The organism is Synechococcus sp. OH20, from assembly GCF_047502685.1.
Taxonomy (GTDB): domain Bacteria; phylum Cyanobacteriota; class Cyanobacteriia; order Thermostichales; family Thermostichaceae; genus Thermostichus.
In genome coordinates this window covers 25631-49558 of record NZ_JANSIQ010000056.1, presented here as the reverse complement: position 1 = coordinate 49558, position 23928 = coordinate 25631, and the positions used below count along the sequence as shown (strand labels likewise).

Below are 23928 nucleotides of genomic sequence, written 5' to 3'. Positions count from 1 at the left end.
GTCAGACTATCCAGGGATCCCGGCAGTTGGCGGGGATGTACTTGCCCAGATAGACCTGGTTGCCGGCTTCGTTCCACTCGACAAAGTCGAAGATTTGGGTGAGCAGAAACATTCCCCGGCCCGATTCTTCGGTTTCCAAGATGCCGCGCTGGCAGCGGCTGAGCTTGCATTGGGGACGAAAGCCAGGTCCTTGATCCCGCACCAGCCATTGGTAAAACGGCTCTGAGCTGGCGTACTCGATGATCACTTTCTTGTTGGGATCGAGGCCATTACCGTGGCGGACGGCATTGATGATCGCTTCCTGTAGGCCCAGGCGCACCTCTGCCCGCCAAGGGGGAGGAACTTTTGAGATCAACAGATCGAGAACCGGTTGGGTGTAAAGGGTGGAGGGAAAGCTGATAACGCTCCAGGAGCAATGGGCGGGTTTGAGGGAAAGGGCAATCACGGAGGCAGTCTTCCCGGGGCACAGCGCTCTTCACCCATTCTAGCAATCCCATCGGTGTCAACCCCAGCAGAGGGGTGACCAGATCTCGGCAAGGGATCTTTTGCCGTACCATCTTGAGTAACGAGTCTCTTCGCGGTTACGCCCAATCGGCTATGGCAATCAAAGTTGGGGACAAGGTTAAAGTTCGCTGTGTCCGGGATCGCGGGCAAGAAGATGTCAGCGCTCTGGTGGGCAAAGAGGCTGTGGTGCTGGCCCGGCGGGTGGTCGATGGCAGCGGTGTCGGCTACGTTTTGGAGTTTCCTGATCGCTCTCGACACTGGTTTTTCGAGAGCGAGCTGGAAGCGCTCTAGGCCCCTGTCTGTGTTGCTGTTGTCTGGACGGTCGGTTGGTGGCTCCTCCTCCCCATTTGAATCGCCGTTTGCTGGCCCGCCAGATGGCCGCCCAGGTGGATGGCCTGACGGTGGAGCTGGCTGCTGCTGCTCTGGAGGCTATGCTGGATAGCATCAGTCAATGCCTGGCCCAGGGCGGTTCGGTGCGGCTGTCTCGCTTCGGCACGTTCTCGCTGCGCCATCGTCCTGCCCGGCAAACCTACCACCCGCGCACCAAGGCTCCCATTTACATCCCGGCTGCCAATGTGCCCCATTTTGTTCCCAGCCCTGAGCTGGGACGGGCGCCTAAGTCTGAGTCTGCGGGATCCGTCTAGGGTAGCTGCAGAATGACCGTCCTGCTCTGGTTTCGCACCGACTTGCGCCTGCTGGATCACCAGCCGCTGACGCGGGCTTGCCAACAGGGATCTCCCCTGATTCCCTTGTATTGTTTGGATCCCCGCCAGTTCGGTCAGGCTTCCTTGGTACTCCGCCCCAGAACCGGCCCTTTCCGCGCTCAGTTTTTGCTGGAGAGTTTGGCGGATCTGCGGCAGCAGTTGCGGGCGCGCGGCTCGGATTTGGTGATCCGCCGGGGCCAGCCGGAGCAGGTGATCCCCAGCTTGGCACGGGAGTGGGGGGTGAAGGCGGTCTATGCCCATGAGGAGGTGGGCACCGAGGAGACAGAGGTGACGGCTGCTGTTGAGAAGGCTTTGCTGGGGATCCGGTTGCACCTGGAGTGGGGCCACACCCTCTATCACCCTGAGGATCTCCCCTTTGGTCTTTCCCAACTGCCGGAGCTGTTCACCCGTTTTCGCAAGCAAGTCGAGGGGAGCACCCCCATCCGGGATCCCCTGCCCATTCCTTCTCTTCCCCCCCTGCCGTCGGGGTTGGATCCCGGCCCGTTGCCTACTCTGGCCGAGCTAGGGCTGAGTTTGCCCCCGCCGGATCGCCGCGCCCGCTTCACCTACACCGGTGGGAGCACCGCTGCCCAGGCCCGCCTGCAAACCTACTTTTGGGATCTGGATCGGCTGCGCATCTACAAGGAAACCCGCAACGGCATGTTGGATCCCAACGACAGCTCGCGGCTGTCTGCTTGGTTGGCCTTGGGCTGTATCTCGCCTCGCACCGTCTATGCCGAAGTCAAGCGTTATGAACAGGAGCGGGTGCGCAATGAGTCCACCGACTGGCTGGTCTTCGAGCTGCTGTGGCGAGATTATTTTCGGTTTGTCTTGGCCAAGCACGGCGCTAAACTGTTCCGTCCTTCTGGGATCCAGGGGATCCCCATCCCTTGGCAGCAGGATTGGCCCCGCTTTCAGGCGTGGTGCCGGGGCGAGACGGGCTACCCCTTGGTGGATGCCAACATGCGGGAGCTGGCGGCTACCGGCTTTATGTCCAACCGGGGACGGCAGAATGTGGCCAGCTTTCTGACCAAGAATCTGGGCATCGACTGGCGCATGGGCGCTGAGTGGTTTGAGTCGTTGTTGATCGACTACGACGTGGCCAGCAACTACGGCAACTGGAACTACGCTGCCGGTGTAGGGAATGATGCCCGCGGCTTCCGCTACTTCCACATCCCCAAGCAATCTCGCGAGTACGACCCCAAGGGAGACTATCTGCGCCACTGGTTGCCGGAATTGGCCGGGATCCCAGGGGACAAAATCCACGAGCCCTATCGCCTCACCGCTGCCGAGCAAAAGCAATTTGGGGTTCGCTTGGGAGTGGACTACCCTCGTCCTGTGGTGGATCTGGAGAAATCCCTCGCGGCCAATCGACGGGTTTATGAAGCTGCCCTGGCCTCGCGGTGAGCGTTGGCTTCCCAATTTCTCCCAAGAGGGCAAAGGGGGCTGAGGTGATTTTTCAAGAAGCAGTTCCAGCCCAACGGTGCTATTCTAGTTAAGCGCCGTCTCGGCTCAGTAGCTCAGCGGTAGAGCAGGGGACTCATAAGCCCTTGGTCGCGTGTTCAAATCACGCCTGAGCCATCCACGCTCAACCTTTGTCCAAGGCTTCCCAGCCTGCCAGACACCATAGCTGGGTTGCGGTAGGGGCTTAGTTAGTATATTGGGATCCCTGCCTTGAGAATCGGTTCTGCAGATGGCCGTTCCGGATTACCAGAGCTTGCTGTTGCCGCTGCTCCAGTTTGCAGCAGGCGAAGGAACTGAAATCTCAACATAACCTAGCCCGAGGAGGCGAAAAGCGCTGTGACTCAGGTCAAGACCAAGGGAACCGATGAGATGGCTTTGCAGCTTATTGTGGGTTTGGGCAATCCCGGCCCACAATATGCCGATACCCGCCACAATTGCGGCTTTATGGTGCTGGATCGGCTGGCGCAGCGCTGGGGGATCCCGTTGGTTTTGGAAAAGCGGTTCCAAGGCAGCTACGGAGAAGGTTTTGTTCTGGGGGGCAAGCGGCGCCTGCTCAAGCCGGAGACCTACATGAACCGTTCCGGCCAAGCGGTGCGGGCAGTGCTGGACTGGTACAAACTTGATCCCGCCGCGGTGTTGGTGGTGTACGACGATATGGACTTGCCCCTGGGTCGCCTGCGACTGCGGGGATCCGGCTCTGCCGGCGGACACAACGGCATGAAGTCCATCATTCAGCACGTGGGGAGCGAGGCGTTGCCGCGGCTACGCTTGGGGGTGGGCAAACCCAAGGGCAGCGAAGATGTGATTGGCCATGTGTTGGGTGGATTTGCCCCTGCAGAACAAGAGGTGCTGGAGCAGGTGTTGGATACGGCGGTAGAGGCGGTGGAGTGCTGTTTGCAAGAGGGGCTGATGACGGCCATGAACCGGTTTAATCCCCTAGATCTGTCTGGGCCAACGTCCGAGCGAGATGGACAAAATCCTCCCCTGGGCCCAAGCAGGACTTTTCGTGAGAAGCGGGCGACCTCAAAGTGCGAAGGTTAAAAAGTGGCTCCCCTCGATTGCCGGTTTTGAGGGAGTGTGGTCTTGTCTGGCAAGAGAGCGGGCAATTCTGTCGGGAAAGCGATACTCCAGATAAGTGTTAAATTATCTGGAGTATCTACAGATGGAACCGGGCCTAGTTCCAGGCTGCTCCGCTCGACAGAGATGGGCCTGAGCAGAACAAAGTGCCGATGTAAGCGTTGCAAGCGGATCCCGATGAGGGTTAGCCTTTGTAACAGTCTTCTGGCCAAGCGATGCTGCTCGTGCCAGCCCAAGACGAAAACAAGACCCAAAGCAGTCCACCTGAGGTTGAGATCTTGCTGTTGAATTGCCCGGACCCCATGTTGCTTGCCGTCGAAGCTGCTGCTCCCGTGGACGCCAATCTTGCCCCTCTGATCCTGGTAGCGGTGCTGATGTCTCTGGTGGTCATCTACCTGGCCAGCCGCGTTGCCGGAGAAATTGCCGTTCGCCTGAGTTTTCCCCCCGTGCTGGGAGAGTTGCTGGGGGGCGTCATGGTGGGAGCCTCTGCCCTGGGGTTGCTCGTCTTCCCAGAGGGGCCAGTTTCCGGCCAAGAGCTGCATACCTTGGCTCAATCCTCAGCCCTGATGCAATTTTTGCAAACCACTGCCGGCCTCGACGAGGGATCCCTGGTGCCCGTGTTCTCCGCCCAAAGCCAGATCATCGACACCCTCTCGGAAATCGGGGTGGTGATCCTCTTGTTTGAAATTGGCCTCGAATCGGATCTGGCCGAGCTGTTGCGAGTCGGCCCCCAGGCCGCAGCCGTAGCCGTCATCGGTGTTGCTGTGCCCTTCCTGGCGGGAACACTGGGCTTGCTCTACCTGTTTCATGTGCCCACCATCCCCGCGGTATTTGCCGGGGCCGCCCTCACAGCAACCAGCATTGGTATTACCGCCCGCGTCTTGGCCGAGCTGCAAAAACTCACCTCCCCCGAAGGGCAGGTGATCATCGGCGCTGCCGTCCTGGACGACGTGTTGGGCATCATCATCTTGGCCGTGGTGGCGGGCTTGGCCAAAACCGGGGAGGTTGACCTAGCCGATATCGGCCTCATCATCGTCAGCGCCATCGTCTTTCTGGTCGGCTCCATTGTTTTGGGGCGCCTCCTCAGCCCCTACTTTGTAGCCCTCCTTAACAACCTAAGAACCCGCGGCAACCCGCTTTTGCCCGCCCTTGTGCTGGCTTTTCTGTTGGCCTACGTGGGCCAGGTGATCCACCTGGAGGCCATCTTGGGCGCTTTTGCCGCCGGCCTCATTCTGGCCGAAACCGAGAAACGGCAAGAGCTGGAAGAGCAGATCAAACCCGTCTCTGACCTGCTGGTGCCCATCTTCTTCGTCTGCGTCGGGGCCCGAACCAAACTCGGCGTGCTCAACCCCACCCTCCCCGCCAACCGCGAGGGTCTGATCATTGCCGTCTTCTTGATTGGCGTTGCGATTGTGGGCAAGCTGGCCGCCGGCCTGGGGGCGTTCGGCAAGCCGGGCATCAACCGCTATGCCATTGGCGTGGGCATGATCCCGCGCGGCGAGGTGGGCCTGGTGTTTGCCGGCGTGGGATCCACCAGCGGCGTTCTCTCCGATGCCCTGGACGTCAGCATCATCGTCATGGTGATCGCCACCACCTTTATCGCCCCCCTCTGGCTGCGGGGAGTCTTGCCCGGGGCAGCAGACTCTCCTCCTTCCCTTCTGGATCTGCAGGCAGAAGCATCAGAGCAAGACCGCGTCGAAACCCCATCAGCGCGCTCAGACTCAGAGCAGGTGGGCATTCCTGAGGGTTAAATCACCTCGGCTTTCTCCCCAAACGCCCCCAGAGCGTCTGGAACAGCAGCCGCAACGGGTTGCGACGGCGGGAGCCCACGTGTTCAACCTTCTCCGTCCTCTCCTCTTGGGGCAAAATCACCTGCAGCGAGGGCGGCTCAAACCGCTGCATCGTTGTGGAGCGCCGATCCACCACCTCCGTCTTCACGCTGCGAAAGCTCACCGACTGGAGATATCGCTGAAAATCTTCGTCCGACAACCGGCGAATGCAATACTGCATCCGCACCTGATCCCCCAACTGGATCTGATCCCCGTCCTTGAGATCCCAGCTCAAACATTGCTGCCCGTTTACCGAGATGCCATTGGTGCTGCGCTTGCCTTCGATATTGCCGTCCAACAGCCGGTAGGTGTACTGGCCGTCTTTTTGGGGTAGCCGCAGCAGCAGCGCATGTTGCCGAGAAACAGCCGTCGAATGGATGACAATGGCGTTGCCGGGATCCCTGCCGATGGAGTAAGTGGCCGCGCTGAGGGCCACCGCCCGCCGTCCCTGCTCATCATCGATGACCAGCACGTGCCAAACCTGGGATGGGAAAGACTTTGCGTCGGTAGACATTGTCTGGGGTCTGCTTTGCCAGAGAAAGGCTCGGCAAGAGAGGGCCTTTCCCCCATAATGATAGGGTAGGGTTTCCCCACCGGTAAGGATTGTTAACAGCAACCATGACTGCAACTCCATCTCTTCTCCAAGACCTGCCCCCCATCTACCCCGGCGTTGCCGTGCGGGTCATCAATCCCAACGACACCTACTACCTCTTTGAAGGACAAGTGCAGCGGGTTACCGACGACCACGCCGCCGTTCTCTTTGAAGGCGGCAACTGGGATAAATTGGTCACCTTCCGCCTCACAGAACTGGAAGTGATCGACAAATCCCGCCCCTAGCTCTGTTCTTTTTCCGATCCCCCCAGAACCCACCCATGCGCAGCCATTGGCAGGAACCTTTCCTCTGGATCCACGCCGCCGGGATCCTTGCCTTCCCCCTGTGGGTGGGGCTGACCTTGATCGGGCTGGCCACGGGGGATCCCCTCCTCCCGGTGGGGGTGGAGCAAGCTTGGGTAGCTGTGGTGGGCATTGCGCCGGTCTTTGCCATGCAGTGGCGCAAACCGTTCGACATCTTCAGCCTGTTGGTGGCCTCTGTTCCCCCAGAGGAACTCACCCCCGACCAACGCCGCATCTTGGCTGCCTTCCTCAGCCCCGAACACAAGATCTTGACGCTGTTGGCGGCAATCCTGATGCTGGAAATCGGTGAGCGCCTTTACGACTTTGCCCCCCTCTTTGCCCCCCTCACCCCTGGCAACGGCACCCGCTTAGCCGGCCTGGCCGTAGCCGCCTTTGGATTTTGGGGGGCCAACCTGTTCTTGCAGATCCCCCTTGCCGCCATACGGGTGCTCCTCCTCAGCGAGCCGGAGCTGGCCCAACTGGATCCCATCCCTGCTGAGGAGATCGAGAGCCGCTTCTCCGTCGTCGGCGATCGCCACATCCCGCTGCTGCAACGGCTGCTGCGCCACCTCTCTGAAGGCGACTTGAAAAAACCAGGAGACAAGGTTAAAGGCAGTCAAGGCAATGAAGTGGCAGGAGACCCACGACCCGAATCCCAGAAACGGGATCCCTCCGCAGAAGTTGCCCTGCCGGCCCCTGAAACTCCCCTCGATCCCACCTAAGGGTTGTGGCTCGATGTTAGATTGGAGTCAATCCAGACAACACACTGTGAAACCGAACCATCGGCATTCCCCTGATCTTCGAGGCTACCGCACCGGCAATGGCGAGCAACTTTTCCTTCCGCTTCAAACAGTTCACCCAACGCCTCAGAGAAACCACCCAACTTCCCCAGTTTTTCACCGAGCAAGCCACCAGCGAAACCCAAAACCTCGCGCGGGAGTTGGCTTTGGTTGGGGAATACGCCACCCAGCTCAGCCAGGTGGTGATGGAGGTGGACTTCCTCAACCAGCTCTACACCCGTCTTTTGCATGAGCGGGAAGTTTTGCAGCAGGAAAAAGATAACCTGGAAGCACGGGTCTTTGAGTTGCAGCAGGAGCGCAACGAGACAGAGCCGCAAGTGATGTACTTGCGAGAGCAGCTGAGCCAAGCCAGCTTTCAACTGGAACAAACCCAAAACCGCGAGCGCAGCCTCAGCGAGCGGGAACGGCAACTGTCGGAGATCGTGGCCCAACTGGAGCGCCGGCGGGCTGTGCTCAACCAGGCCATCGAAAACCTCACCAACCAAGAGGCCGACTACACCGTTCGTACCAAAGAGCTGGAGGCGGTTGTCCACGAAAACGAAAAGAAAGCCAAGCAGTATCTAGAAGCCGCCAACCACTATCGCGCCTACCTAGAAGAGCTCAATGCTCAGGTGCAAGAAACGCAAGCCAAGCTGAGAAACCTCGGTGTCGAACCCAAGCCTGCCGACCTGCCGCGGCTTGAGGATATGGAAAAGCCGACTCCCATCCCCACACCGCCGCCCTCTACTCCCATCGTCTACCCACCACCCCAACAGTCTCCTCCACCCCAGTCGGGCGGTTACTGGCAGGACAGCCCCTTCGAGGACGATCCCTGGAGCTAGGGGTTATCCCAACAGCACCTGTAAGCCAGCTCTGCGGCAAAGCTCAGTGCCCTCTGCCCTGACCCGCCTTGGGGAGAGCTGAGGGGAGCGCTTACCCTGGAAGAAATCCATTGAAAGGGATCCACAAAAAGATCCTCAAGATTCCTGCAGAGATCCCGACCCCTGACGTTCAATCCATGCGTTTCTTGTCCAGCCAAGCCTATGGAACCGACCATGCCGGATTTACAAGCCCTCAGCCAATGGGATCGGCAGTTCTGCCGCTTTGCCGAGCAGCAACAGCTCCTCAAGCCCAAACAACTGGCCTTGGCCCTGAAGATCCAGCGGCAGCAGCACGGCCCCCTGGCTTTGATCCTCTGGCAGTTGGGGTTCGTGGGCCTGCAACACTTGGCCCAGTTCTGGGAGAGAGTATCTAGCGGCGCCGAGCTGCTCCGAGATGAGGCCCTCGGCTGAGAAAAGGGGCAAGAGCCCCAAGGTTCTGCGCTATCCCTCTGTGTCCCTGGAAGAAGCTGGAATCCACAAGCATAGGTCTTGCCCTGCAGTCAAGTCGATTCTTCCGGCAGCAGACCTTTGGGATCCTCTGGCGGCGGCAGATGCGCCAGATCCACAGTCGCTCCCCCCAACAGCCGGGCTTGGATCCCTTTGAGGACGACATACAGCACCGGCACCACCAGCAGGCTGAGTAGGGTTGAGACGAACATACCGCCGATAACAGCCGTGCCCAGAGATTGGCGGCTGGCAGCCCCGGCGCCACTGGCCACCGCCAGCGGGAAAATGCCCAGGATCGTGCTCAAAGCCGTCATGAGGATGGCGCGGAAACGCGTCTCCGCCGCCTGGATCGCGGCCTTGGCCAGTGGGATCCCTTGGGCAACCAGTTGGTTGGCAAACTCCACGATCAAGATCGAGTTCTTGCTGGCCAGACCGATCAACATCACCAGCCCCACTTGGCAAAAGATGTCGTTGGCCAGGCCCCGCAGCAGTTGGGCCGAGAGCGCCCCCAAAACCGCCAGCGGCACCGCCAGCAGAATGATCAAGGGATCCACATAGCTCTCAAATTGGGCCGCCAGCACCAGGAAGACGAACACCGACCCCAAAGCAAAGATCAGCGGCGCCTGCCCCCCCGACTCGATCTCTTCTAAGGACAGGCCCGACCACTCGAAGCCAAACCCCTGGGGCAGCAAGCGGGCAGCCAGACTTTCCATAGCCCGAATGGCCTGGCCCGAGCTGAAGCCCGGCAGCGGGCTGCCCTGGATCTCCGCCGAGCGGAAGAGGTTGAAATGATTGATGAGCGCCGGGCCGGTGGTCTCCTCCACCTGAACCAACGTGCTCAAGGGCAAGAGCTGCCCCTGCCCACCGCGCACGTAGAACTGGCCAATACGTTCGGGGCTGCTCCGGAAAGCCTGGTCCGCCTGGACGTAGACCCGGTAATTGCGGTTGAACAGGTCAAAGTCGTTGACATAGGTGCCTCCCAGCAGCGTCTGTAGCGTGCCGAAGACCTCGGCCAGCGGGATCCCCAGAACCTGCGCTATGTCCCGATCCACCTTGACCTGCAACCGGGGGGAGTTGGCGTTGAAGGTGGGCGGATTAATCCGCACGCCCAGGGGGGGCTGGCCCGGCGGGGGCGGCGAGTTGCCCACAAAGAAAAAGGCGTTGGCCGTCTGCTGCAGCAGGTTGAAATCGTTCACCCCCCGATCCTGGAGTTGGAAGGTAAACCCGCCCGTGTTTCCCAGATCGGGAATGGCTGGCGGCAAAATCGGGATCACCAACGAGCGGCTGATCCCGCCCAAAAAGGGCCCGAACAGCCGGTTGACAATCGCCTGCGCCGATTGTTCCGGTCGCCGCCGCTTGTCCCAGGGCTTGAGGGTGGCGAAGATCAACCCGTTCCCCGGCGAGGGCCCAGTAAAGCTGAACCCCCCCACGATCACCTGGTTTTCGATTTCCGGGATCCCGTCCAAAATGGCGCTGGCCTGCCGGATGACCCGGTCGGTGTAGTTGAGCGAAACCCCCGGCGGCCCCTGCACAATGGTGATGAAAAAGCCCTGATCCTCATCCGGCACAAACCCCGTTGGCACGATCTGGAACAGCCAATAGGTGAGGCCCAGACAGGCGACAAACCCCGCCACCACCACCAGCCGCAGCTTCACCACCAGCTCCAGCAGCCGGCGATAGGCGGCGCGGATCCCTTCCACCGCCCGGTCAAACCAGCGCAACAGCCAAAACATCTGCTCAGAACGTGGGCGGATCAGCAGCGCCGACAACGCCGGGGCCAGGGTAATGGCATTAAACGTAGACAGGGAAACCGATACGGCAATGGTGACGGCAAACTGCTGGTAGATGCGGCCACTGGTGCCGGGAAAGAACGCGATCGGCGCAAACAAGCCCAGCAGCACCAGCGTCGTGGCAATCACCGCCCCCAGCACCTCGTTCATCCCCGCCGAGGCCCCCTGCAGAGGCCGCATGCCGCGGTCGCGGATGTAGCGGGAGATGTTCTCCACCACCACGATGGTGTCGTCCACCACCAAACCGGTGGCCAAAGTGAGGCCAAACATGGTCAGGGTGTTGATGGAAAAGCCGAATAGGCGCACAAAGGCGAACGTCCCCAGCAGCGCCACCGGGATCGTGACGGTAGGGATAAGGGTGATGCGCCAATCTTGCAAAAAGATAAACAGCACCAGCACCACCAGGACGATAGCCTGGAGCAGGGTGAAGATCACCTCTTGTACCGACTCGGTGATGAACAGCGTGGCGTCGAAGGCGATCTCGTAGATCAAGCCGGGCGGGAAATTTTTCGCCAGCTCGGCCAACGTCTGCCGCACCTGCCGCGACACCTCGAGGGCGTTGGCATCCGGCTGCTTGGTGATGGCGATCCCCACCGCCTCCTGGCCGCCGATGCGGAAGAACGTATCGTAACTTCGGGCTCCCAGCTCCACCCGGCCCACGTCGGCAATGCGCACCAAGCCGCCATTTGGGCTGGCTTTGAGGACAATTTGGGCAAACTCCTCCGGCTGGGAAAGCCGACCCGTGGCCTGGACGCTGATCTGAAACTCCTGATCCGGCAGGCTGGGCTGGCTGCCGATTTGGCCGGCAGGCACCTGGATATTCTGCTGGCGCACCGCGTTCACCACATCCAGCGCCGTCAGCCCGTAGCCGGCCAGCCGCGTCGGATCCAGCCAGATGCGCATGGCATAGGTGCGCTCCCCAAAGACGATGACATCGCTAACGCCACGGATGCGCCGCAGGGCATCCCGCACGAACAGCTCGGCGTAGTTGCTCACAAACAGCTCGTCGTATTCCCCCGCCTCTGAGCGCAGCGCCACCACCTGCACAAAAGCGCTATCGCCCGCCTTTTCCACGCTGAGGCCGTTTTGAATCACTTCTGCCGGCAGCCGCGCCTGCACGCGTGCCACCCGGTTCTGCACATCCACAGCTGCTGTGTCCAGATCCCGATCCGGGCTGAAGGTGACGGTGATCTGGCTGGTGCCGTTGCTGCTGCTGACCGAGGAGATGTACCGGATGCCCTCGACGCCGTTGATCTCCTGCTCCAGCACATTCGTCACCGCCGTCTCCACCGTCTCGGCATCGGCCCCGGGGTAAACAGCGGTCACCGTCACTGCCGGCGGCGCCACCTGCGGGTAGTAGTCCACCGGCAACAGGGGGATGCTCACCGCTCCCACCAGCACGATTAGGATGGAGCAGACGCTGGCAAAGACAGGGCGGCGAATGAAAAAGTCAACAAACATAGACAGGGATCCGCATGAGGAGTAGAAGGGAGTGGCCGAGCTCAAGAGGGGAGATCTAGGGCGGGGATCCAGGTGGTCTCCCTCCTCCTTGCCTCCTCTGCTGCAAAAGCACCTCATCGACGATGGGGGCGCCATCGCGGATTTTTTGCAGGCCGCTCAGCACAATCGGCTCATTGGCCTGCAGCCCCTCCACCACCTCGTAGCTGTTGCCGTGGATGGATCCCAGCCGCACCGGCTTTTGCACCGCCACCGCTCCAGGGGGCTGCCCCTCTTCTGCAGGATCTGCAGTCTGCACCGTGTAGACAAAGGTTTGGGCGCCCAGACGGGCTACCGCCGTCACCGGCACCAACAAAGCTGGCCGCTCCTCCCAGACGATGCGGGTTCGCACAAACTGGGCGTTACGCAACTGGCCGGCGGGGTTCTCCAGCAAGGCCTTGGCCAGGACCGACTGCGTGCCGGGATCCGCTTCAGGCGCAATGAAAGAGACTTGGCTGCTGCCGATGACCTCGCCGCTGCTATCTAGGATCTGCACCGGCGTGCCGATGCGCAGGCGGGGGGCCTGCTGCAGCGGGATGTTCAGGTTCAGCTCCAGCGCCTGGGTTTGGGTCAGGGTGGTCAAAACCGTCTGGGGTGTCACATAATCCCCCTGCCGCACCAACACCTCGCCGACAATGCCGGCAAAGGGAGCCGTGACCTGGAAAAACTGCAGTTGCACCTGCTGCCGCTCCGCCTCGGCCCGGGCCCGCTCCACCTCTCGCTCTGCCCGCAAGATGGCCGCCTCTTGGGCCCGGATCTGCTCCTGCTGGGCCGCCAAGGCTGCCTCCGCCTGGCGCAGATCCCGGCTGGACTGATCCGCTTGCGCCTGGCTAATAGCCCCCTCGGCCAAGAGGCGCAGGTTGCGCTCGTGCTGCTCCTGGGCGAACTCTGCCGCCGCCTCCAGCCGCAGCCGCTCCGCCCGCAACTGGCTGAGCACGGCTCGGCTGCTCTCCAGGTTGGCCTGGGCCGCCGCGATCCCCGCCGTTTGGCCGGCCACCGCCGCCTGTTGCTGCCGGCTGTCGATCGCAAACAGGGGCGCCCCGGCAGAGACCTGGGATCCCAGCCGCACGAACACCTGGGTTACCTGGCCGCTCACCTGGGGCCGGATGCTTGCCACCTGCTGGGATCCGAGGCTGGCGATGAACTCCGCAGTCTCCTGAATGGGCCGTTCTTCCACGGCGCCGATGGCCACCGGGGTGGGCTGGCTTTGTCCACTTCCTCGGCCTTCCATGCCGCGAGGGGGCCCCCCCGCTCGACAGGCAGCCAGCAGCAAAGAAAAACACAACAGCGGCAGAGCTGTTCGCAATCGCCTCATGATTACAACTGCTCCCACAACAGAGGCATCCCCTCTCTGCATTGGCTCAACTAACCAAGGTAATGAGCCTGTGCCTTCCTGCACCTGTGCAAAAGCGCTTGCCATCCTTCCCAACCCAGAACTAAGGTGTATGCTTAGCCAAAAGCCCAGCTTAGCGTCCAGAGCCCCAGCTCGCCGGACAACGGCCATCTTTGGCCAGACGGTTCTAAACTTGTTGCGCAAGCATCGGATCTTTTGTTACCTGACGCGAAGGCAAGTCGCTGCAGTTGAGGAAGTTGATATGAGGACTGTAGCCGTAACCTGGTTTCGCCCACTGCAGCTCGACTGTCGTCCTCAGCACTGGCTGTGGAGCTGCCTCGGAGCAGCAGCCATCACAGCCTTCACGGCGGTTGCTGCTTGGGCGCGGCCAGTATTGGAAGTGCGCATGACCATGGGCTTGCCCATCAGCCCCAACTATTGGTACCTGGTGGCCCTCAGCCGGGCCGGCAGCCCTGGCCCCACTGCCAACCTGGTGGATCCCAATGTCCGCGTCGGGCCCAATGAGTATGCCTTTGTCCAGAACTGGGACTACCTCATCCGGGTTACCCCCCTCAACGAAGAATCGGTCTTGCAGTCCACCATCCAGCGGTTTGGCGAGCCGGAGCGGGAGTTTGCCGTCGGCTTTAACCAGGTGCGGGCAGAGCGCCTCAGCCGCGACCGCGACACCCTCCGCTTCCAGATCGACATCTCCGAGCTCCAGGGCCTGGACGGGCGGGATCAGGATATCCAGGTGGCGCTGCTCACCGCCCGTGCCCCCTTCCGCGTTGCTCCTGAAGAAACCAACCTGGCCATTGACGCCACCCGTGGCGAGCTGCCCCACTACTACCGCCTTAGCCTCTCCAACCAGCGGCAGGTGGTCGTGGACGATCCCCAGCGCCAAGAGACAGTGCGCCGCAGCCGAGAATTGATCCAACAAAGTGGCTCCGGGGCTGCCCTCACCCGCGACCTCATCGAGGGGGGAGCTTTGGAGATTTTGGCCGCCAACATTCTTACCTTTGAGCTGCGCCTGGTGGACCGCTAGGGATCCTCTCCCCTGCAGGCCCAAGATTGCCGCCATTTCAAATCCCTTCTTCGGCAAGAGAAGCTGGGCTGGGATCCAACATCACAAACAGAAACGACTCCAGCCCTGCCAGGTAGGTGAGCACCTGCTCCTGGGCCGCTTCCTGGTCGATCCGATGGGCTTGGGCCGCCTGCTCGATCAGGCCGGCCACCGCCACTGGCCCCTGCAACAGGGATCCCAGCCAGGCCATCTGGGGGGCTGGTATGGTCAGGCGCCCACGGCTGGCCCCCGGCCAGTTCATGGCAAACTCCAGCTTCTTGTCGTGGGCCTGGGCAAAGTTGTGGCGAAACTCGGCGTTGTCCATCAGGGTGGGGTTGAGCTGCACCCTGCCCTCCAGCCAGTCGGCGTCGCTCCAGGGCAAGACCAAGGAAGAGCCGGGGTGCTCCGCCCAAAAGTCGATTAGGCGGTGGTTGGGGTAGATTAGCTCGTAGAAGTGGTTTTGCTCGGCAGGGGAAAGCTTGTCCAGCTCCGCCTGCAGCCAAGCCGGCATGGCCCTGTCTTTGAAGAGCAGCGTCGGATCCCAGTCGGCGTAGTCCACTAGGCAAACCAAGCCCAGCTCCGCCTCTTGAAGCATGCGCATCAGATCCGGGATCAAAAACCCTTTGTCGCCGGGTAAGAGGTAGTTGGCGCGGATGTTGGTGTCGTCGCTGTAGATCTGGGGATCCCAGTGTAGGGCAGCCCGCAGCTCGTCAGAGGCCAGGCTGGCCATGAACTCCCGCACCCGCCGGCAGGCTTCGGGGGTGGGCAGCTCAAACAGGCCCAGCAGCCGAAACGCCTCCTGCAGGCGGAAGATCACCTGCCGCTGGTAGGCGTGGTGTAGGTTGGCCCGCAAGATCCCGTCCGGCTTGAGCACCCGCTTAAGCGCCTTCAAGCCCGCCACGGGATCCTCAAGCAAATAGAGCACGTCGTTGAGGCTGATGAAGTCAAACTGCTGCCCCAGTTGTTCAATCTCCAACAGGTTGAGGACATGCAGCTCCACCTCCCCAAAGCCGTGGTAGCGCAGGCGCCGCTCCGTTGCCTGCACCGACGCCGGCGAGAGGTCGCAGGCCACCAGCCGCGCCCCTGGGTTGGCCTCCGCCAAGATCAAGGTCTCCCAGCCGGAGCCACAGCCGACGTTGAGGATGGCGATCCCCTCGCTGGGCAGGATGGCGCGGGTACGGGCGTATTGGGCCGTCGTCCAGCTCAGGCGGTACAGACTACCGATGGCGCTGCGGCCCGACGCCTCAACAGGTACGTTGGGATAGGGCAGTTCCTCGTAGAGTTGCCGCAAAGACTCGGTTGTGCTGCCGGCCATGGGATCCACTCCAGGAAGCTGCTCCCTATGCTACTGCCTCAGGAACGCCGCAATAGCGTCGGCAATGGCCTCATTGCCCTTGCGATCCAGCTCCTCCGACGCCTGGGGTGGGTGAGGGGGATCCCGCAAGAAGTCCCAGGATCCCGCAAAGAACTCTTCCGGCGAGAGGATACGATGCCAACCGTAGCGCCGCAATCCCTCCACCAAGAGGGGCGACTCGGCAAAGCTGGAACGGTTGACACAGGCCATGGGGATCCCACAGCGCAGCGCCTCCGCTAGGGTGCCATAGCCCGGCTTGGACACTACCCAGCGGCAGAGGGGCATGACATCCACCGGGCGCCACCTCCGCCCGTCCAGAATCTGCAGGTTAGGCAGAGGGGGAGCCTTGGGGTCGAAGGTGAGAAACTGCCAGTCGGGAAAATCCAAAAGCCGCTCGTAGGGCAAGCCCTGCAGCCCCAGCCCGCCAAAGGTCAACAAAACCGTGGGCCGCTCCCGCTCCAGCCCTAGGCGCTGGGCCACCTCCTCAGCCAAGTAGCGGGGATCCGACCCCGTCAACCCCACGGGTTCCTGGTGGGGAAAGGCGCCCATAGGCTCAGCAAAGGGCAGGCGAAACAGCCGCTGGCAGCGCCCGTACAGCTCGCGGATCCAGCTTACAAAGGGCTGAAACTGGGGGCCGTACTCTTGATAGATAAAGTCCCAGCCGAAGTTGCTGGCCATCCAGCAGGGGATCCCGGCGGCCTCGGCAATGGCGGCGGCAATGGGGGGCACATCCCCTAGCAGCAACGGCACCCCCTGGCTGCGGATGAACTCCGCCTCTTCTCGGATGAGGTCGGCAGACCCCGCTTGGAACGCCCGCAGGGCCGCCAACGTCGCCGGCAGATCCGCCTGCAGCCCATCCGGCTGCACCACCCCCACGTCCAAAGCGCGGGGCCGATGCAGAAACTCCCCTTCCCCGTAGCGCTCCAGCAGCCAAGCGGGAGCCGGCGTCACCCAAATGGGCAGGATCTGCGGCTCCCGCCGCCGCAAAGTGTTCACCACCGCCGTCAGCCGGGTGACGTGTCCAAACCCGTGGGCCGTTGCCGCCACATAGAGAGGAACTGGATTCACCGCCATAGCCTTAGGAAAGCACAGGCTGAGACTTTTCCTGCCGGGATCCCCAGAGGTTGCTGGCCAAGATGAGGCCCAGGCCCAGCAGCGATCCTGGCGCGATCGGCTCCTGCAACAGCACCGCGATCAACCCCAGCGACAGGAATGGCGTGACATAGACCCAATTGGCCAGGGATCCGCGCTCGTCCGCCAGCTCCAGCGCCCGCAGCCAGAACACAAAAGTCAGGCCCATCTCCGCCAAGCCGATGTAGGCCGCCCAGCCCAGCCCTGCTAGAGTCCACCTCAGCTCCTGCAACGGCAATAGCGCCAGGCAATAGCCGCTGCCGAAGACAAACCCCAGGAACAACTTCAGCACGGCATCCCGTCCATCCCGCACATTGAGCAGCCAGTAGAGGGCCCAAATAGCGGCGCTGCCCACCGCCAGTCCCACTCCCCAGGGATCCTCCACTTGCAGGGTGCCCCAGGAGCCCCCCGTGGCCACCAGCACCACCCCCACCAGGCTCGTTCCCAAAGCCAGCAGCAGCCGCCCGCGCAGGCGCTCCCCCAACAGCGGCACCGCCAAGAGAGCCAGCAGCAGCGGCCAGGTGTAATTTAAAGCCAGTGCCGCCTGGGCCGAGAGGCGATCATAGGCTTGGAAGAGCACCCCGTAGTAGCCAAACGGGTTGAGCAGCCCCTGCAGCGCCGACAGGCCAATTTGGGATCCCTTCTGTTGGCGGACAAGATTTGCCCGACCTGTAATCACTAGAACAATCCCCAAGATCAGGCAGGAGCTGCACGCCGAAAAAATCAGCAAGACCGTCGGTGAGAGGTGCTGCAACCCGAACTTAAAGGCGCTGGCCGCTGTGGCCCAGCCCAAGATAGCCGCCGCCAGGTAGGCGCGGGCCCGCCAGGGATCCCTGCGCATCAAAAGCTGTCCAGATCCCTGTCTTCTGCCTTTGGCCTCGCTCCGGTGGGAAGGCCCAGCCGCGGCGCCACCACCCAGACGTAGAGCAGGTAGCCCAGACCCGCCACCACCGCCCACTTGAGAACAGTGGTGAAAACCCGGAAGACCAGCCCCACCAGCAAGATACAGCCCAAAATGGCCAAAACCGTCAGCAGTGGACGCCCCCACTCAGCCCAAGTGCGAACGGCATTTTTCCCCTGAGACGAGCTCAGCGCCCCAGAGGCCGCAGCCGCCTGCTCCAGTTCGCGCTCAAGCTGTTTTAGCCGTTCTTGTTCTGAGAAAGAAAGATCCGACATAGGGAGCAGTCTCCAGAATACAGGGCCATCTCCATCTTACGAGCTGCTCCCCAAAAGTAGGGCAAGCTAGGCCCGCGCCGACGGGATCTCTTGGGCCATGGCGCGGAACAGATCTAGAGCTGGGCCAGGGCGACGGTTAGGACGCGGAGCCGGGATCTCGTTGGGCACAAAGGGCCTTTCGACCACCACTTTGGGCTTGGCAGGCGCAGCCGTTGCCGCAGAGTTAGAGGAAGTTGCCGACTGGCTTGGAGCGGATTGTCCAGGCGCCGAGCGAAAAGGCCCAGTTACAAAATCCACCAGACCGCCGAAGAGAATGCCAAAGAAGGAAAAAAGACCGCCGAACAGCTTTTTGAGAATGCCCATTTTGCCGATGTCGTAACGTTCTGCAACTGGCCACTCATTATTGTTAAGAACGGGCAGCTTGGCTATAGGTAGATATGCTTTTTTCAACCTCAGGGATCCCCCACCGGTCTGCCTGTGGCATCGAAGCGCCGCAGCGGTAGGGCCAGCTCCAGCTCCTGCAGCTCCAGGGGTTCCGAGATGGGCCGGCTGCGCCCCAGCTCAAAGCCATCGGCTGCCGCCGGGTTCACCGCGTAGCCGATATCTGCCATCGCTCCCACCGTAAGGATGCTTAAGGGATTGGGCACCCCCCGGTCGAGGCGGGTGGTCATCAGCTCCCGACCCAAGACGCTCTCCCGCCAGTGGGAATCGCGGGATCCCTCCCCAAGCTGGTTCTCTAAGGGAACAGAAGGGGTATTCCCCCCCAACGTGGTAAAAGCGGCAACCGCCCGCGGGCCAATAAAGCGGGGGTCATAGCCCGGCGGCGTCGGCTGATCCCGCCCCACCAAGCCCACCGTCAGCCCCTTGGGATCCCAGACGCTGGGCAAAAAGCCAAGCGCATGGCCCAACTCGTGCAGGGCAGTAATGGGCAGGTCGCCTCGCTCTTCCAAAGCCGAGAGGTTTTGGCTGTTGAACACAACCACAGAGTAGAAAGGCAGGCCATTGGAGGCCCGCACAAAACAGGGAGCTGCTCCCCCCAAAATCCGCTCGTCGCCCAGGTCTCTTGCCCGCACCTCCACCAATAGATCGTCGATAGGGAAATTGAGCGCTGTGCTGGGAAACCCCGCGGCACACTCGCCGGCCCGGATGTTGGTGGGCCGTAGATCCGGCTGATCCCCGACGATGATCTCCTGCCACCTCAAGGCCGCGCTGCGGACAATGGCTTGCTGGCTGGGAGTGAGGCTGTTGTCGGGAAAACGAACGTCAATCGCGAACTGGGGAACAGAGGTAGCCGTCGGCGAAGGGAAAACAGTCGGGGTAGGGGTGAGAACGACAGTTGGAGTAGAGGTGGGAATGACGGTTGTGGGAGCGGGAATGACACTTACCGAAGAGGAACCACCACTTCCCCCGCAAGCCTTGAGCGCCAGTACCAGAAGCACAGCCACCAGGAATCCGAACAGACCCCCTACTCTGCCCAGAAGCTGCCGTCGCCTTGAAAAAACCTGCACACCACCCCCAAACTCGAAAAGCTCTCCGAGTCAAGTGGATCATACCGGCTGCGACCCGCCTCCCAAGAATGATCTGCATCACACTGTGCCGGCCAACTTCAGGACGAGATGGGCGGCCTAATTCTTCGGGTTAGAATCCTTTATTCTAGGGAGTCAGAAGAACTTTCCTCTATGCCCCAGCCTGCGGCCAAAACGTCCACTGCCGCCTGCAACGCCCGGTTATCCCCCAAAACTTCCGCGGGATCCGACCGCGGCTCCACCAGGGGGACCAAGCGCAAGATGCGGCTGTCCTGAACCAAGTCAATAACCACGCCCGCTCGCTCCTTACCCAGGTCAGCAAGCTCCTCCGCCGCAGCAGGATCCCGCAGACAGGCGTAGTCAAAGCTATTCACATTCAGGTAAAGGCTGCCATTTACCACCAGCGTGGCGGCGGTGGGATCCTGAAAAACATCCATCACGCAGCCTTCCCCCTGCTTGCGTACCGTGCCATCCACGATGTCGAAGTAACGGACACGTCCCAAATCGGATAGCAGCCGGTAAATATCCCGCTTATTTACCAAAGTTCCCGTATCCACAATACAGGGGGCACAAGGATGAGTATCTGTCATAGGGCAGTCGGTCTCGAAAGGTCAATGGGCGAAGAACAGGCCAAAGGAAGGCAAAATCAATAGTATCTACAGACCCTCTAGAAAAACACCAGTCCTCGGCAATTTTAGGCACGGCTGTGGCTGACCGGCAACTGAGGATCCTACTTGACAAAAACTTTAACCAACCAAAAAGGAAAGGTAATTTGCCTTGCTCTGCAAAGTTGTTGAGTTACCGAGACTACAGGATCGCTTTCTCCCTTCTGGCCACCCAGCCCTGAGACCGTTAGACCGCTTTCTGGGAAAGCTCGTTCACAACTCCTATTGACTCTATCACAGCCTTCCCGAAAAGATCACAGGCCGCCGCTCAGTCACAATCTACAGGCAAGGGCGACAGAAGCCAATGGATGTTCCGCCAGCCGAGATTGCCTACGTATTGTGGGAGAATGAGTGGCTGGGAAGCTTTAGGCACTAGATATCGTAGATAACATCTGCAAAATCAGGGCTGGCAAAAAAAGGCCGAGGCCAGGCCCCGACCGAGGAATCCATGTTGTTAAGCTCATCCTCAAGGACGAGAAGGGCTGCTGTCAAAAGACGGCCTGTCTTCCCCGAGTTCAACCGCCGGCGAAAGCGGTGCAGATCCACGCCTGAGTATGATCAAGACTGCCCCTGTCTTTATCTGCTGTCACGGCTCCTGTGCTGACCACCGCCTCTTCTCCCGACCTCCTGACACTTTCGCCAGTCCGTGGCCTGCGCGGCCAAATCAAGGTTCCAGGCGATAAGTCCATCTCCCACCGCGCCCTGATGCTGGGATCCCTGGCGGAAGGGGAAACCGTCATTCACGGGCTGCTGCTGGGGGAGGATCCTCGCAGTACGGCGGCCTGTTTTCGGGCGCTAGGGGCTGGGATCCCCGAGCTCAACAGCGAGTGCGTCCGCATTCAAGGGGTGGGCTTGGATCGCCTGCAGGAGCCGACAGATGTCTTAGACGCCGGCAATTCCGGCACCACCCTGCGCCTGATGCTAGGGATTCTGGCCGGCCAGCGGGGGCGCTTTTTTGCTGTCACTGGGGATCGCTCCCTGCGCTCACGGCCCATGGGGCGGGTGGTGGAGCCGCTGCGGCAGATGGGAGCCAACATCTGGGGGCGGGCGGGGGGCACCTTGGCGCCCTTGGCGGTGCAGGGGGGATCCCTGCAGGGAATTCACTACCACTCGCCGGTGGCCTCGGCCCAGGTGAAGTCCTGTCTGTTGCTGGCGGGCCTTTTGGCAGAAGGCACCACGCAAGTTACAGAGCCGGCCCTCTCCCGCGACCACTCGGAGCGGATGCTGCGGGCCTTTGGCGCCCAGATCCACGTCGATGTCGAGGCGAAAACCGTGGCTGTGGTGGGAGGATCCCGCCTGGTGGGCCAGACGGTGCAGGTACCGGGGGACATCAGCTCAGCAGCCTTTTGGCTGGTGGCCGCCTCGATTGTGCCGGAGAGCGAGTTGCTGCTGCAGGATGTGGGCCTCAACCCCAGCCGCACCGGCGTGCTGCAGGTGTTGCAGGAGATGGGGGCCGATATTCAAGTGGAGAACCGGCGAGAGATGGCGGGTGAACCCCTGGGGGATCTGCGGGTGCGCTCGGCTCGCTTGCGGGGCTGCAGCATTGGTGGCGATCTCATTCCCACGCTAATCGACGAGATCCCGGTTTTGGCGGTGGCGGCAGCTTTTGCCGAGGGGACTACGGTCATTCGCGATGCGGCGGAATTGCGGGTTAAAGAGAGCGACCGCTTGGCGGCCATCGCCCAGGAACTCAGCCGGATGGGGGCCCAGGTCACCGAGTATCCCGACGGCCTGGAAATCAAAGGCGGGATCCCGTTGCAAGGGGCCGAGGTGGACAGCCACGCCGATCACCGCATCGCCATGAGCCTGATGGTGGCCGCCCTGGCCGCCCAGGGATCCACCACCCTTCGAGGGGCCGACTGTGCCCGCATCTCCTACCCCGACTTCATCCCCACCCTGCAGCGGCTGATCAACCCTTCGTCCGCGTCCTAGCCAGCCAAGAGCCAACTTTTGCCGATGTCAGACCAGCCCATCGCCATCGAACACCTCTGCTTCCGGGTTCCTCCCGGCGGCCAGATGGCCTTCATTCAGGAAGACGAGCGGATCTGGGGGCCTGCCCTGCGACAACAGCCGGGCTTTTTGGGCAAAGAAGTCTGGCTGGACCAAGAGGATCCCGAACTTGTTCACCTCATCCTCCGCTGGGCCAGCCGCGCCGACTGGAAAGCCTTTTCTCCCGACCAAGTGGAGACGCTGGATCGGCAGATGCGGCCTTTTTATGTACGCCTGGAGCAGGCCAAAGAATACCAGCTCTGGCAGCCCGACCTATTGGGAGAAGGACAAGCCTGATTAGGGGATCCTTTGGCTCTCAAAGCCCACTTCGGGTTCCATTGAGTCGGCTCTAGCGGATGCCGCCGCCCGCTCTTGTTCCACCAACTCCCGCAGGCTGGGCATGGCCAGGGCCCCTTCGCGCCGTTGCAGCCCGGCCTCAAAAGTTTCCGGGGTCACGATCCCACCGGAGATGAGCATCTTGAAAGCGTCCTCTACCGGCATGAACACCTCCACCACCTGGTCTTCCGGCACGATGGCGTACCAGCCCGTCGTTGGGTTAGGGGTGGTGGGCACGAACAGGCTGAGGGAGCGCTGCGGCCCATCCGGCCGGATTGGGGTTTGAATGGTGCCGGTTACAAAGGCCAGCGACCAAGCCCCAGGCCGGGGATATTCCACCAGCACCACCCGCCGAAAGCGCTGATTGTTGGGGGCAAACAAAACGCTGACCAATTGCTTCAGGGTCTTGTAGACCAACCCCGCCACCGGGATGGCGTGGAGCAACTGCTCGCTCAGGTTGAGCAGCCACTGGCCGACAATGTTGCGGGCCATGAAGCCGATCAGCAGGATGAACACAACCGGCGTCAACAAGCCCACCGCCAGATCGATGAGGTTGATCAAAATGGGGTGCAGCCCCTGGATGGGATTAAACTGCTTGGGAATGCTGGTCAAAAAGCCGATGCTCCAGGTGGCCACCTCCACCGTTAGCCAAATCGTGGTTGCCAGAGGGATCACCACCAGCAAACCCGCCACGAAATAGTTCTTAAGATGCTGTTTCCATTGAGAAACCATGGTGAGGTCGTTCCATCAAGTCAAATGAGTGGACGCACCGAGCCGACGTAAGTGAAGCTTGCAGATGGCAATCATCATACCTGCCTTCTGCCTTGCCCCTATGGGGGCAGCTACAACTTGCTCGAACCCAACAACCGGGCTGCCAGAAAGTGCAGAGCCCCGAACTTTCATGAGGCCGATAATGCTATCTTAGGTCGATATAAAATTTTGTAAAGCGGGGAGCCTGTCCCGAGGCGCTGTGGCCAAGCCCTGGGATAGTTCTGCCGGATGTTGCGTGGGAGGCCCCATGTCCGAGTCAGATTGGTTAGAGCACACCTGTCAGGTGGAGGTGCCGGTTCCCATCGAGCAGGTGTGGGAGCTGTGGGCCAACCTTGCCCTCATGCCGCGCTGGATGAAGTGGATCCGCTCGGTGGAGCTGCTGGATCAGGAGCTGTCGCGGTGGACGCTGGATACGCGCGGCCTTACTTTCAGTTGGATCTCCCGCACCCACACGGTGGTGAAACACCAGCACATCGGCTGGCAATCGGTGGAAGGCTTGCCCAATCGCGGGGCACTGCGCTTTTACGACCGCAAAGGCAGTACCATTGTTAAGCTGTCGGTGGCCTACAAGATCCCGGGGATCCTGGGCAAGATCTTGGATGGCCTGTTTGTGGGCAAAGTTGTGGAGAGCACCATCCAGGCGGACTTGGAGCGCTTCAAAGCCTATGCCCTAGAGCAGGCGGGAGCGAGCGCCAGCAATACTCCGGCCAGCTAGCCCTAG

25 protein-coding genes and 1 tRNA gene are annotated in these 23928 nt (G+C 61.3%); 14 read left to right on the top strand and 12 right to left on the bottom strand.

Annotated features, from left to right (window positions below; genetic code table 11):
* Nucleotide 1: 1 nt before the first annotated feature.
* Complete coding sequence (locus NW826_RS12160; protein ID WP_414332501.1) at nt 2-445, bottom strand: ATP-binding protein; 444 nt, start codon at nt 443-445, stop codon at nt 2-4.
* A gap of 74 nt (nt 446-519) precedes the next feature.
* On the opposite strand from NW826_RS12160, the gene NW826_RS12155 reads away from it, so the two are divergent.
* The 6 genes from NW826_RS12155 (at nt 520) to NW826_RS12130 (ending at nt 5500) form a co-directional block, all read left to right on the top strand.
* Nucleotides 520-795 carry a cytochrome b6f subunit family protein gene (locus NW826_RS12155; protein ID WP_414510256.1) on the top strand — a complete coding sequence of 92 codons (276 nt, stop codon included), beginning with the start codon at nt 520-522 and terminating at the stop codon, nt 793-795.
* 38 nt (nt 796-833) lie between these two features.
* Complete coding sequence (locus NW826_RS12150) at nt 834-1148, top strand: HU family DNA-binding protein (RefSeq protein WP_414332505.1); 315 nt, start codon at nt 834-836, stop codon at nt 1146-1148.
* Between the two features lie 12 nt (nt 1149-1160).
* A complete protein-coding gene (locus tag NW826_RS12145; protein ID WP_414332507.1) occupies nt 1161-2615 on the top strand; it encodes a DASH family cryptochrome in 1455 nt (484 codons plus the stop codon).
* A 102-nt stretch (nt 2616-2717) separates the two neighbouring features.
* Nucleotides 2718-2789, top strand: a tRNA-Met gene (locus NW826_RS12140).
* Nucleotides 2790-3041: 252 nt separating this feature from the next.
* A complete protein-coding gene (pth, locus tag NW826_RS12135) occupies nt 3042-3713 on the top strand; it encodes an aminoacyl-tRNA hydrolase (protein WP_414510255.1) in 672 nt (223 codons plus the stop codon).
* Between the two features lie 338 nt (nt 3714-4051).
* A complete protein-coding gene (locus NW826_RS12130; RefSeq protein WP_414332577.1) occupies nt 4052-5500 on the top strand; it encodes a cation:proton antiporter in 1449 nt (482 codons plus the stop codon).
* Nucleotide 5501: 1 nt separating this feature from the next.
* Here NW826_RS12130 and NW826_RS12125 read toward each other — a convergent pair whose 3' ends face one another.
* The gene (locus tag NW826_RS12125) at nt 5502-6092 is read right to left on the bottom strand and encodes an FHA domain-containing protein (RefSeq protein ID WP_414510254.1); all 591 of its coding nucleotides are present in this window, start codon (nt 6090-6092) and stop codon (nt 5502-5504) included.
* A 104-nt stretch (nt 6093-6196) separates the two neighbouring features.
* Between NW826_RS12125 and NW826_RS12120 the strand changes: the two genes are divergently transcribed.
* The 4 genes from NW826_RS12120 (at nt 6197) to NW826_RS12105 (ending at nt 8543) form a co-directional block, all read left to right on the top strand.
* Nucleotides 6197-6415 carry an NAD(P)H dehydrogenase subunit NdhS gene (locus NW826_RS12120; RefSeq protein ID WP_414332511.1) on the top strand — a complete coding sequence of 73 codons (219 nt, stop codon included), beginning with the start codon at nt 6197-6199 and terminating at the stop codon, nt 6413-6415.
* A gap of 35 nt (nt 6416-6450) precedes the next feature.
* On the top strand, nt 6451-7194 hold the full coding sequence (locus NW826_RS12115) for a low-complexity tail membrane protein (RefSeq protein WP_414332513.1): 744 nt from the start codon (nt 6451-6453) through the stop codon (nt 7192-7194).
* A gap of 98 nt (nt 7195-7292) precedes the next feature.
* Entirely contained in the window at nt 7293-8093 is an 801-nt protein-coding gene (locus NW826_RS12110; RefSeq protein WP_414510253.1) for a hypothetical protein, read from the top strand.
* 213 nt (nt 8094-8306) lie between these two features.
* Complete coding sequence (locus NW826_RS12105; protein WP_414332517.1) at nt 8307-8543, top strand: DUF2949 domain-containing protein; 237 nt, start codon at nt 8307-8309, stop codon at nt 8541-8543.
* A gap of 89 nt (nt 8544-8632) precedes the next feature.
* Here NW826_RS12105 and NW826_RS12100 read toward each other — a convergent pair whose 3' ends face one another.
* Nucleotides 8633-11830, bottom strand: a complete 3198-nt coding sequence (locus NW826_RS12100; protein ID WP_414510252.1) for an efflux RND transporter permease subunit — start codon at nt 11828-11830, stop codon at nt 8633-8635.
* 55 nt (nt 11831-11885) lie between these two features.
* A complete protein-coding gene (locus tag NW826_RS12095) occupies nt 11886-13181 on the bottom strand; it encodes an efflux RND transporter periplasmic adaptor subunit (RefSeq protein ID WP_414510251.1) in 1296 nt (431 codons plus the stop codon).
* A 280-nt stretch (nt 13182-13461) separates the two neighbouring features.
* Between NW826_RS12095 and NW826_RS12090 the strand changes: the two genes are divergently transcribed.
* Complete coding sequence (locus NW826_RS12090) at nt 13462-14241, top strand: hypothetical protein (RefSeq protein WP_414332523.1); 780 nt, start codon at nt 13462-13464, stop codon at nt 14239-14241.
* A gap of 37 nt (nt 14242-14278) precedes the next feature.
* Here NW826_RS12090 and NW826_RS12085 read toward each other — a convergent pair whose 3' ends face one another.
* From NW826_RS12085 to NW826_RS12055, 7 genes are all read right to left on the bottom strand, one after another.
* Nucleotides 14279-15574, bottom strand: a complete 1296-nt coding sequence (locus NW826_RS12085) for a class I SAM-dependent methyltransferase (protein WP_414510250.1) — start codon at nt 15572-15574, stop codon at nt 14279-14281.
* 30 nt (nt 15575-15604) lie between these two features.
* On the bottom strand, nt 15605-16687 hold the full coding sequence (locus NW826_RS12080; protein ID WP_414510249.1) for a glycosyl transferase: 1083 nt from the start codon (nt 16685-16687) through the stop codon (nt 15605-15607).
* 4 nt (nt 16688-16691) lie between these two features.
* Nucleotides 16692-17585, bottom strand: a complete 894-nt coding sequence (locus tag NW826_RS12075; protein WP_414510248.1) for a DMT family transporter — start codon at nt 17583-17585, stop codon at nt 16692-16694.
* Nucleotides 17585-17920: a hypothetical protein gene (locus tag NW826_RS12070; protein WP_414368083.1), complete on the bottom strand. Its 336-nt coding sequence runs from the start codon at nt 17918-17920 to the stop codon at nt 17585-17587. Before NW826_RS12070 ends, NW826_RS12075 begins: the two co-directional genes overlap by 1 nt.
* A gap of 66 nt (nt 17921-17986) precedes the next feature.
* Complete coding sequence (locus NW826_RS12065) at nt 17987-18370, bottom strand: hypothetical protein (protein WP_414332533.1); 384 nt, start codon at nt 18368-18370, stop codon at nt 17987-17989.
* Between the two features lie 2 nt (nt 18371-18372).
* A complete protein-coding gene (locus NW826_RS12060; RefSeq protein WP_414510247.1) occupies nt 18373-19365 on the bottom strand; it encodes a leishmanolysin-related zinc metalloendopeptidase in 993 nt (330 codons plus the stop codon).
* 203 nt (nt 19366-19568) lie between these two features.
* Nucleotides 19569-20036 (bottom strand): hypothetical protein, encoded by a 468-nt coding sequence (locus NW826_RS12055; protein ID WP_414510246.1) that lies wholly within the window; start codon nt 20034-20036, stop codon nt 19569-19571.
* Between the two features lie 672 nt (nt 20037-20708).
* On the opposite strand from NW826_RS12055, the gene aroA reads away from it, so the two are divergent.
* Both aroA and NW826_RS12045 read left to right on the top strand, forming a co-directional pair.
* A complete protein-coding gene (aroA, locus tag NW826_RS12050) occupies nt 20709-22043 on the top strand; it encodes a 3-phosphoshikimate 1-carboxyvinyltransferase (RefSeq protein WP_414427072.1) in 1335 nt (444 codons plus the stop codon).
* A 24-nt stretch (nt 22044-22067) separates the two neighbouring features.
* Nucleotides 22068-22397 carry a TIGR03792 family protein gene (locus NW826_RS12045; protein ID WP_414510275.1) on the top strand — a complete coding sequence of 110 codons (330 nt, stop codon included), beginning with the start codon at nt 22068-22070 and terminating at the stop codon, nt 22395-22397.
* On the opposite strand, the gene NW826_RS12040 is transcribed toward NW826_RS12045, so the two are convergent.
* Nucleotides 22398-23168 (bottom strand): DUF502 domain-containing protein, encoded by a 771-nt coding sequence (locus NW826_RS12040; protein WP_414510245.1) that lies wholly within the window; start codon nt 23166-23168, stop codon nt 22398-22400.
* Between the two features lie 286 nt (nt 23169-23454).
* Between NW826_RS12040 and NW826_RS12035 the strand changes: the two genes are divergently transcribed.
* Complete coding sequence (locus NW826_RS12035; protein ID WP_414510244.1) at nt 23455-23922, top strand: SRPBCC family protein; 468 nt, start codon at nt 23455-23457, stop codon at nt 23920-23922.
* The last annotated feature ends 6 nt before the right edge of the window (nt 23923-23928 follow it).

Coding starts and splice junctions, on each gene's coding strand:
- NW826_RS12145 (WP_414332507.1), top strand. CDS start 1,161: ATGACCGTCCTGCTCTGGTTTCGCACCGACTTGCGCCTGCTGGATCAC.
- pth (WP_414510255.1), top strand. CDS start 3,042: ATGGCTTTGCAGCTTATTGTGGGTTTGGGCAATCCCGGCCCACAATAT.
- NW826_RS12130 (WP_414332577.1), top strand. CDS start 4,052: ATGTTGCTTGCCGTCGAAGCTGCTGCTCCCGTGGACGCCAATCTTGCC.
- NW826_RS12125 (WP_414510254.1), bottom strand. CDS start 6,092: ATGTCTACCGACGCAAAGTCTTTCCCATCCCAGGTTTGGCACGTGCTG.
- NW826_RS12120 (WP_414332511.1), top strand. CDS start 6,197: ATGACTGCAACTCCATCTCTTCTCCAAGACCTGCCCCCCATCTACCCC.
- NW826_RS12115 (WP_414332513.1), top strand. CDS start 6,451: ATGCGCAGCCATTGGCAGGAACCTTTCCTCTGGATCCACGCCGCCGGG.
- NW826_RS12110 (WP_414510253.1), top strand. CDS start 7,293: ATGGCGAGCAACTTTTCCTTCCGCTTCAAACAGTTCACCCAACGCCTC.
- NW826_RS12105 (WP_414332517.1), top strand. CDS start 8,307: ATGCCGGATTTACAAGCCCTCAGCCAATGGGATCGGCAGTTCTGCCGC.
- NW826_RS12100 (WP_414510252.1), bottom strand. CDS start 11,830: ATGTTTGTTGACTTTTTCATTCGCCGCCCTGTCTTTGCCAGCGTCTGC.
- NW826_RS12095 (WP_414510251.1), bottom strand. CDS start 13,181: ATGAGGCGATTGCGAACAGCTCTGCCGCTGTTGTGTTTTTCTTTGCTG.
- NW826_RS12090 (WP_414332523.1), top strand. CDS start 13,462: ATGAGGACTGTAGCCGTAACCTGGTTTCGCCCACTGCAGCTCGACTGT.
- NW826_RS12085 (WP_414510250.1), bottom strand. CDS start 15,574: ATGGCCGGCAGCACAACCGAGTCTTTGCGGCAACTCTACGAGGAACTG.
- NW826_RS12080 (WP_414510249.1), bottom strand. CDS start 16,687: ATGGCGGTGAATCCAGTTCCTCTCTATGTGGCGGCAACGGCCCACGGG.
- NW826_RS12075 (WP_414510248.1), bottom strand. CDS start 17,585: ATGCGCAGGGATCCCTGGCGGGCCCGCGCCTACCTGGCGGCGGCTATC.
- NW826_RS12070 (WP_414368083.1), bottom strand. CDS start 17,920: ATGTCGGATCTTTCTTTCTCAGAACAAGAACGGCTAAAACAGCTTGAG.
- NW826_RS12055 (WP_414510246.1), bottom strand. CDS start 20,036: ATGACAGATACTCATCCTTGTGCCCCCTGTATTGTGGATACGGGAACT.
- NW826_RS12045 (WP_414510275.1), top strand. CDS start 22,068: ATGTCAGACCAGCCCATCGCCATCGAACACCTCTGCTTCCGGGTTCCT.
- NW826_RS12040 (WP_414510245.1), bottom strand. CDS start 23,168: ATGGTTTCTCAATGGAAACAGCATCTTAAGAACTATTTCGTGGCGGGT.
- NW826_RS12035 (WP_414510244.1), top strand. CDS start 23,455: ATGTCCGAGTCAGATTGGTTAGAGCACACCTGTCAGGTGGAGGTGCCG.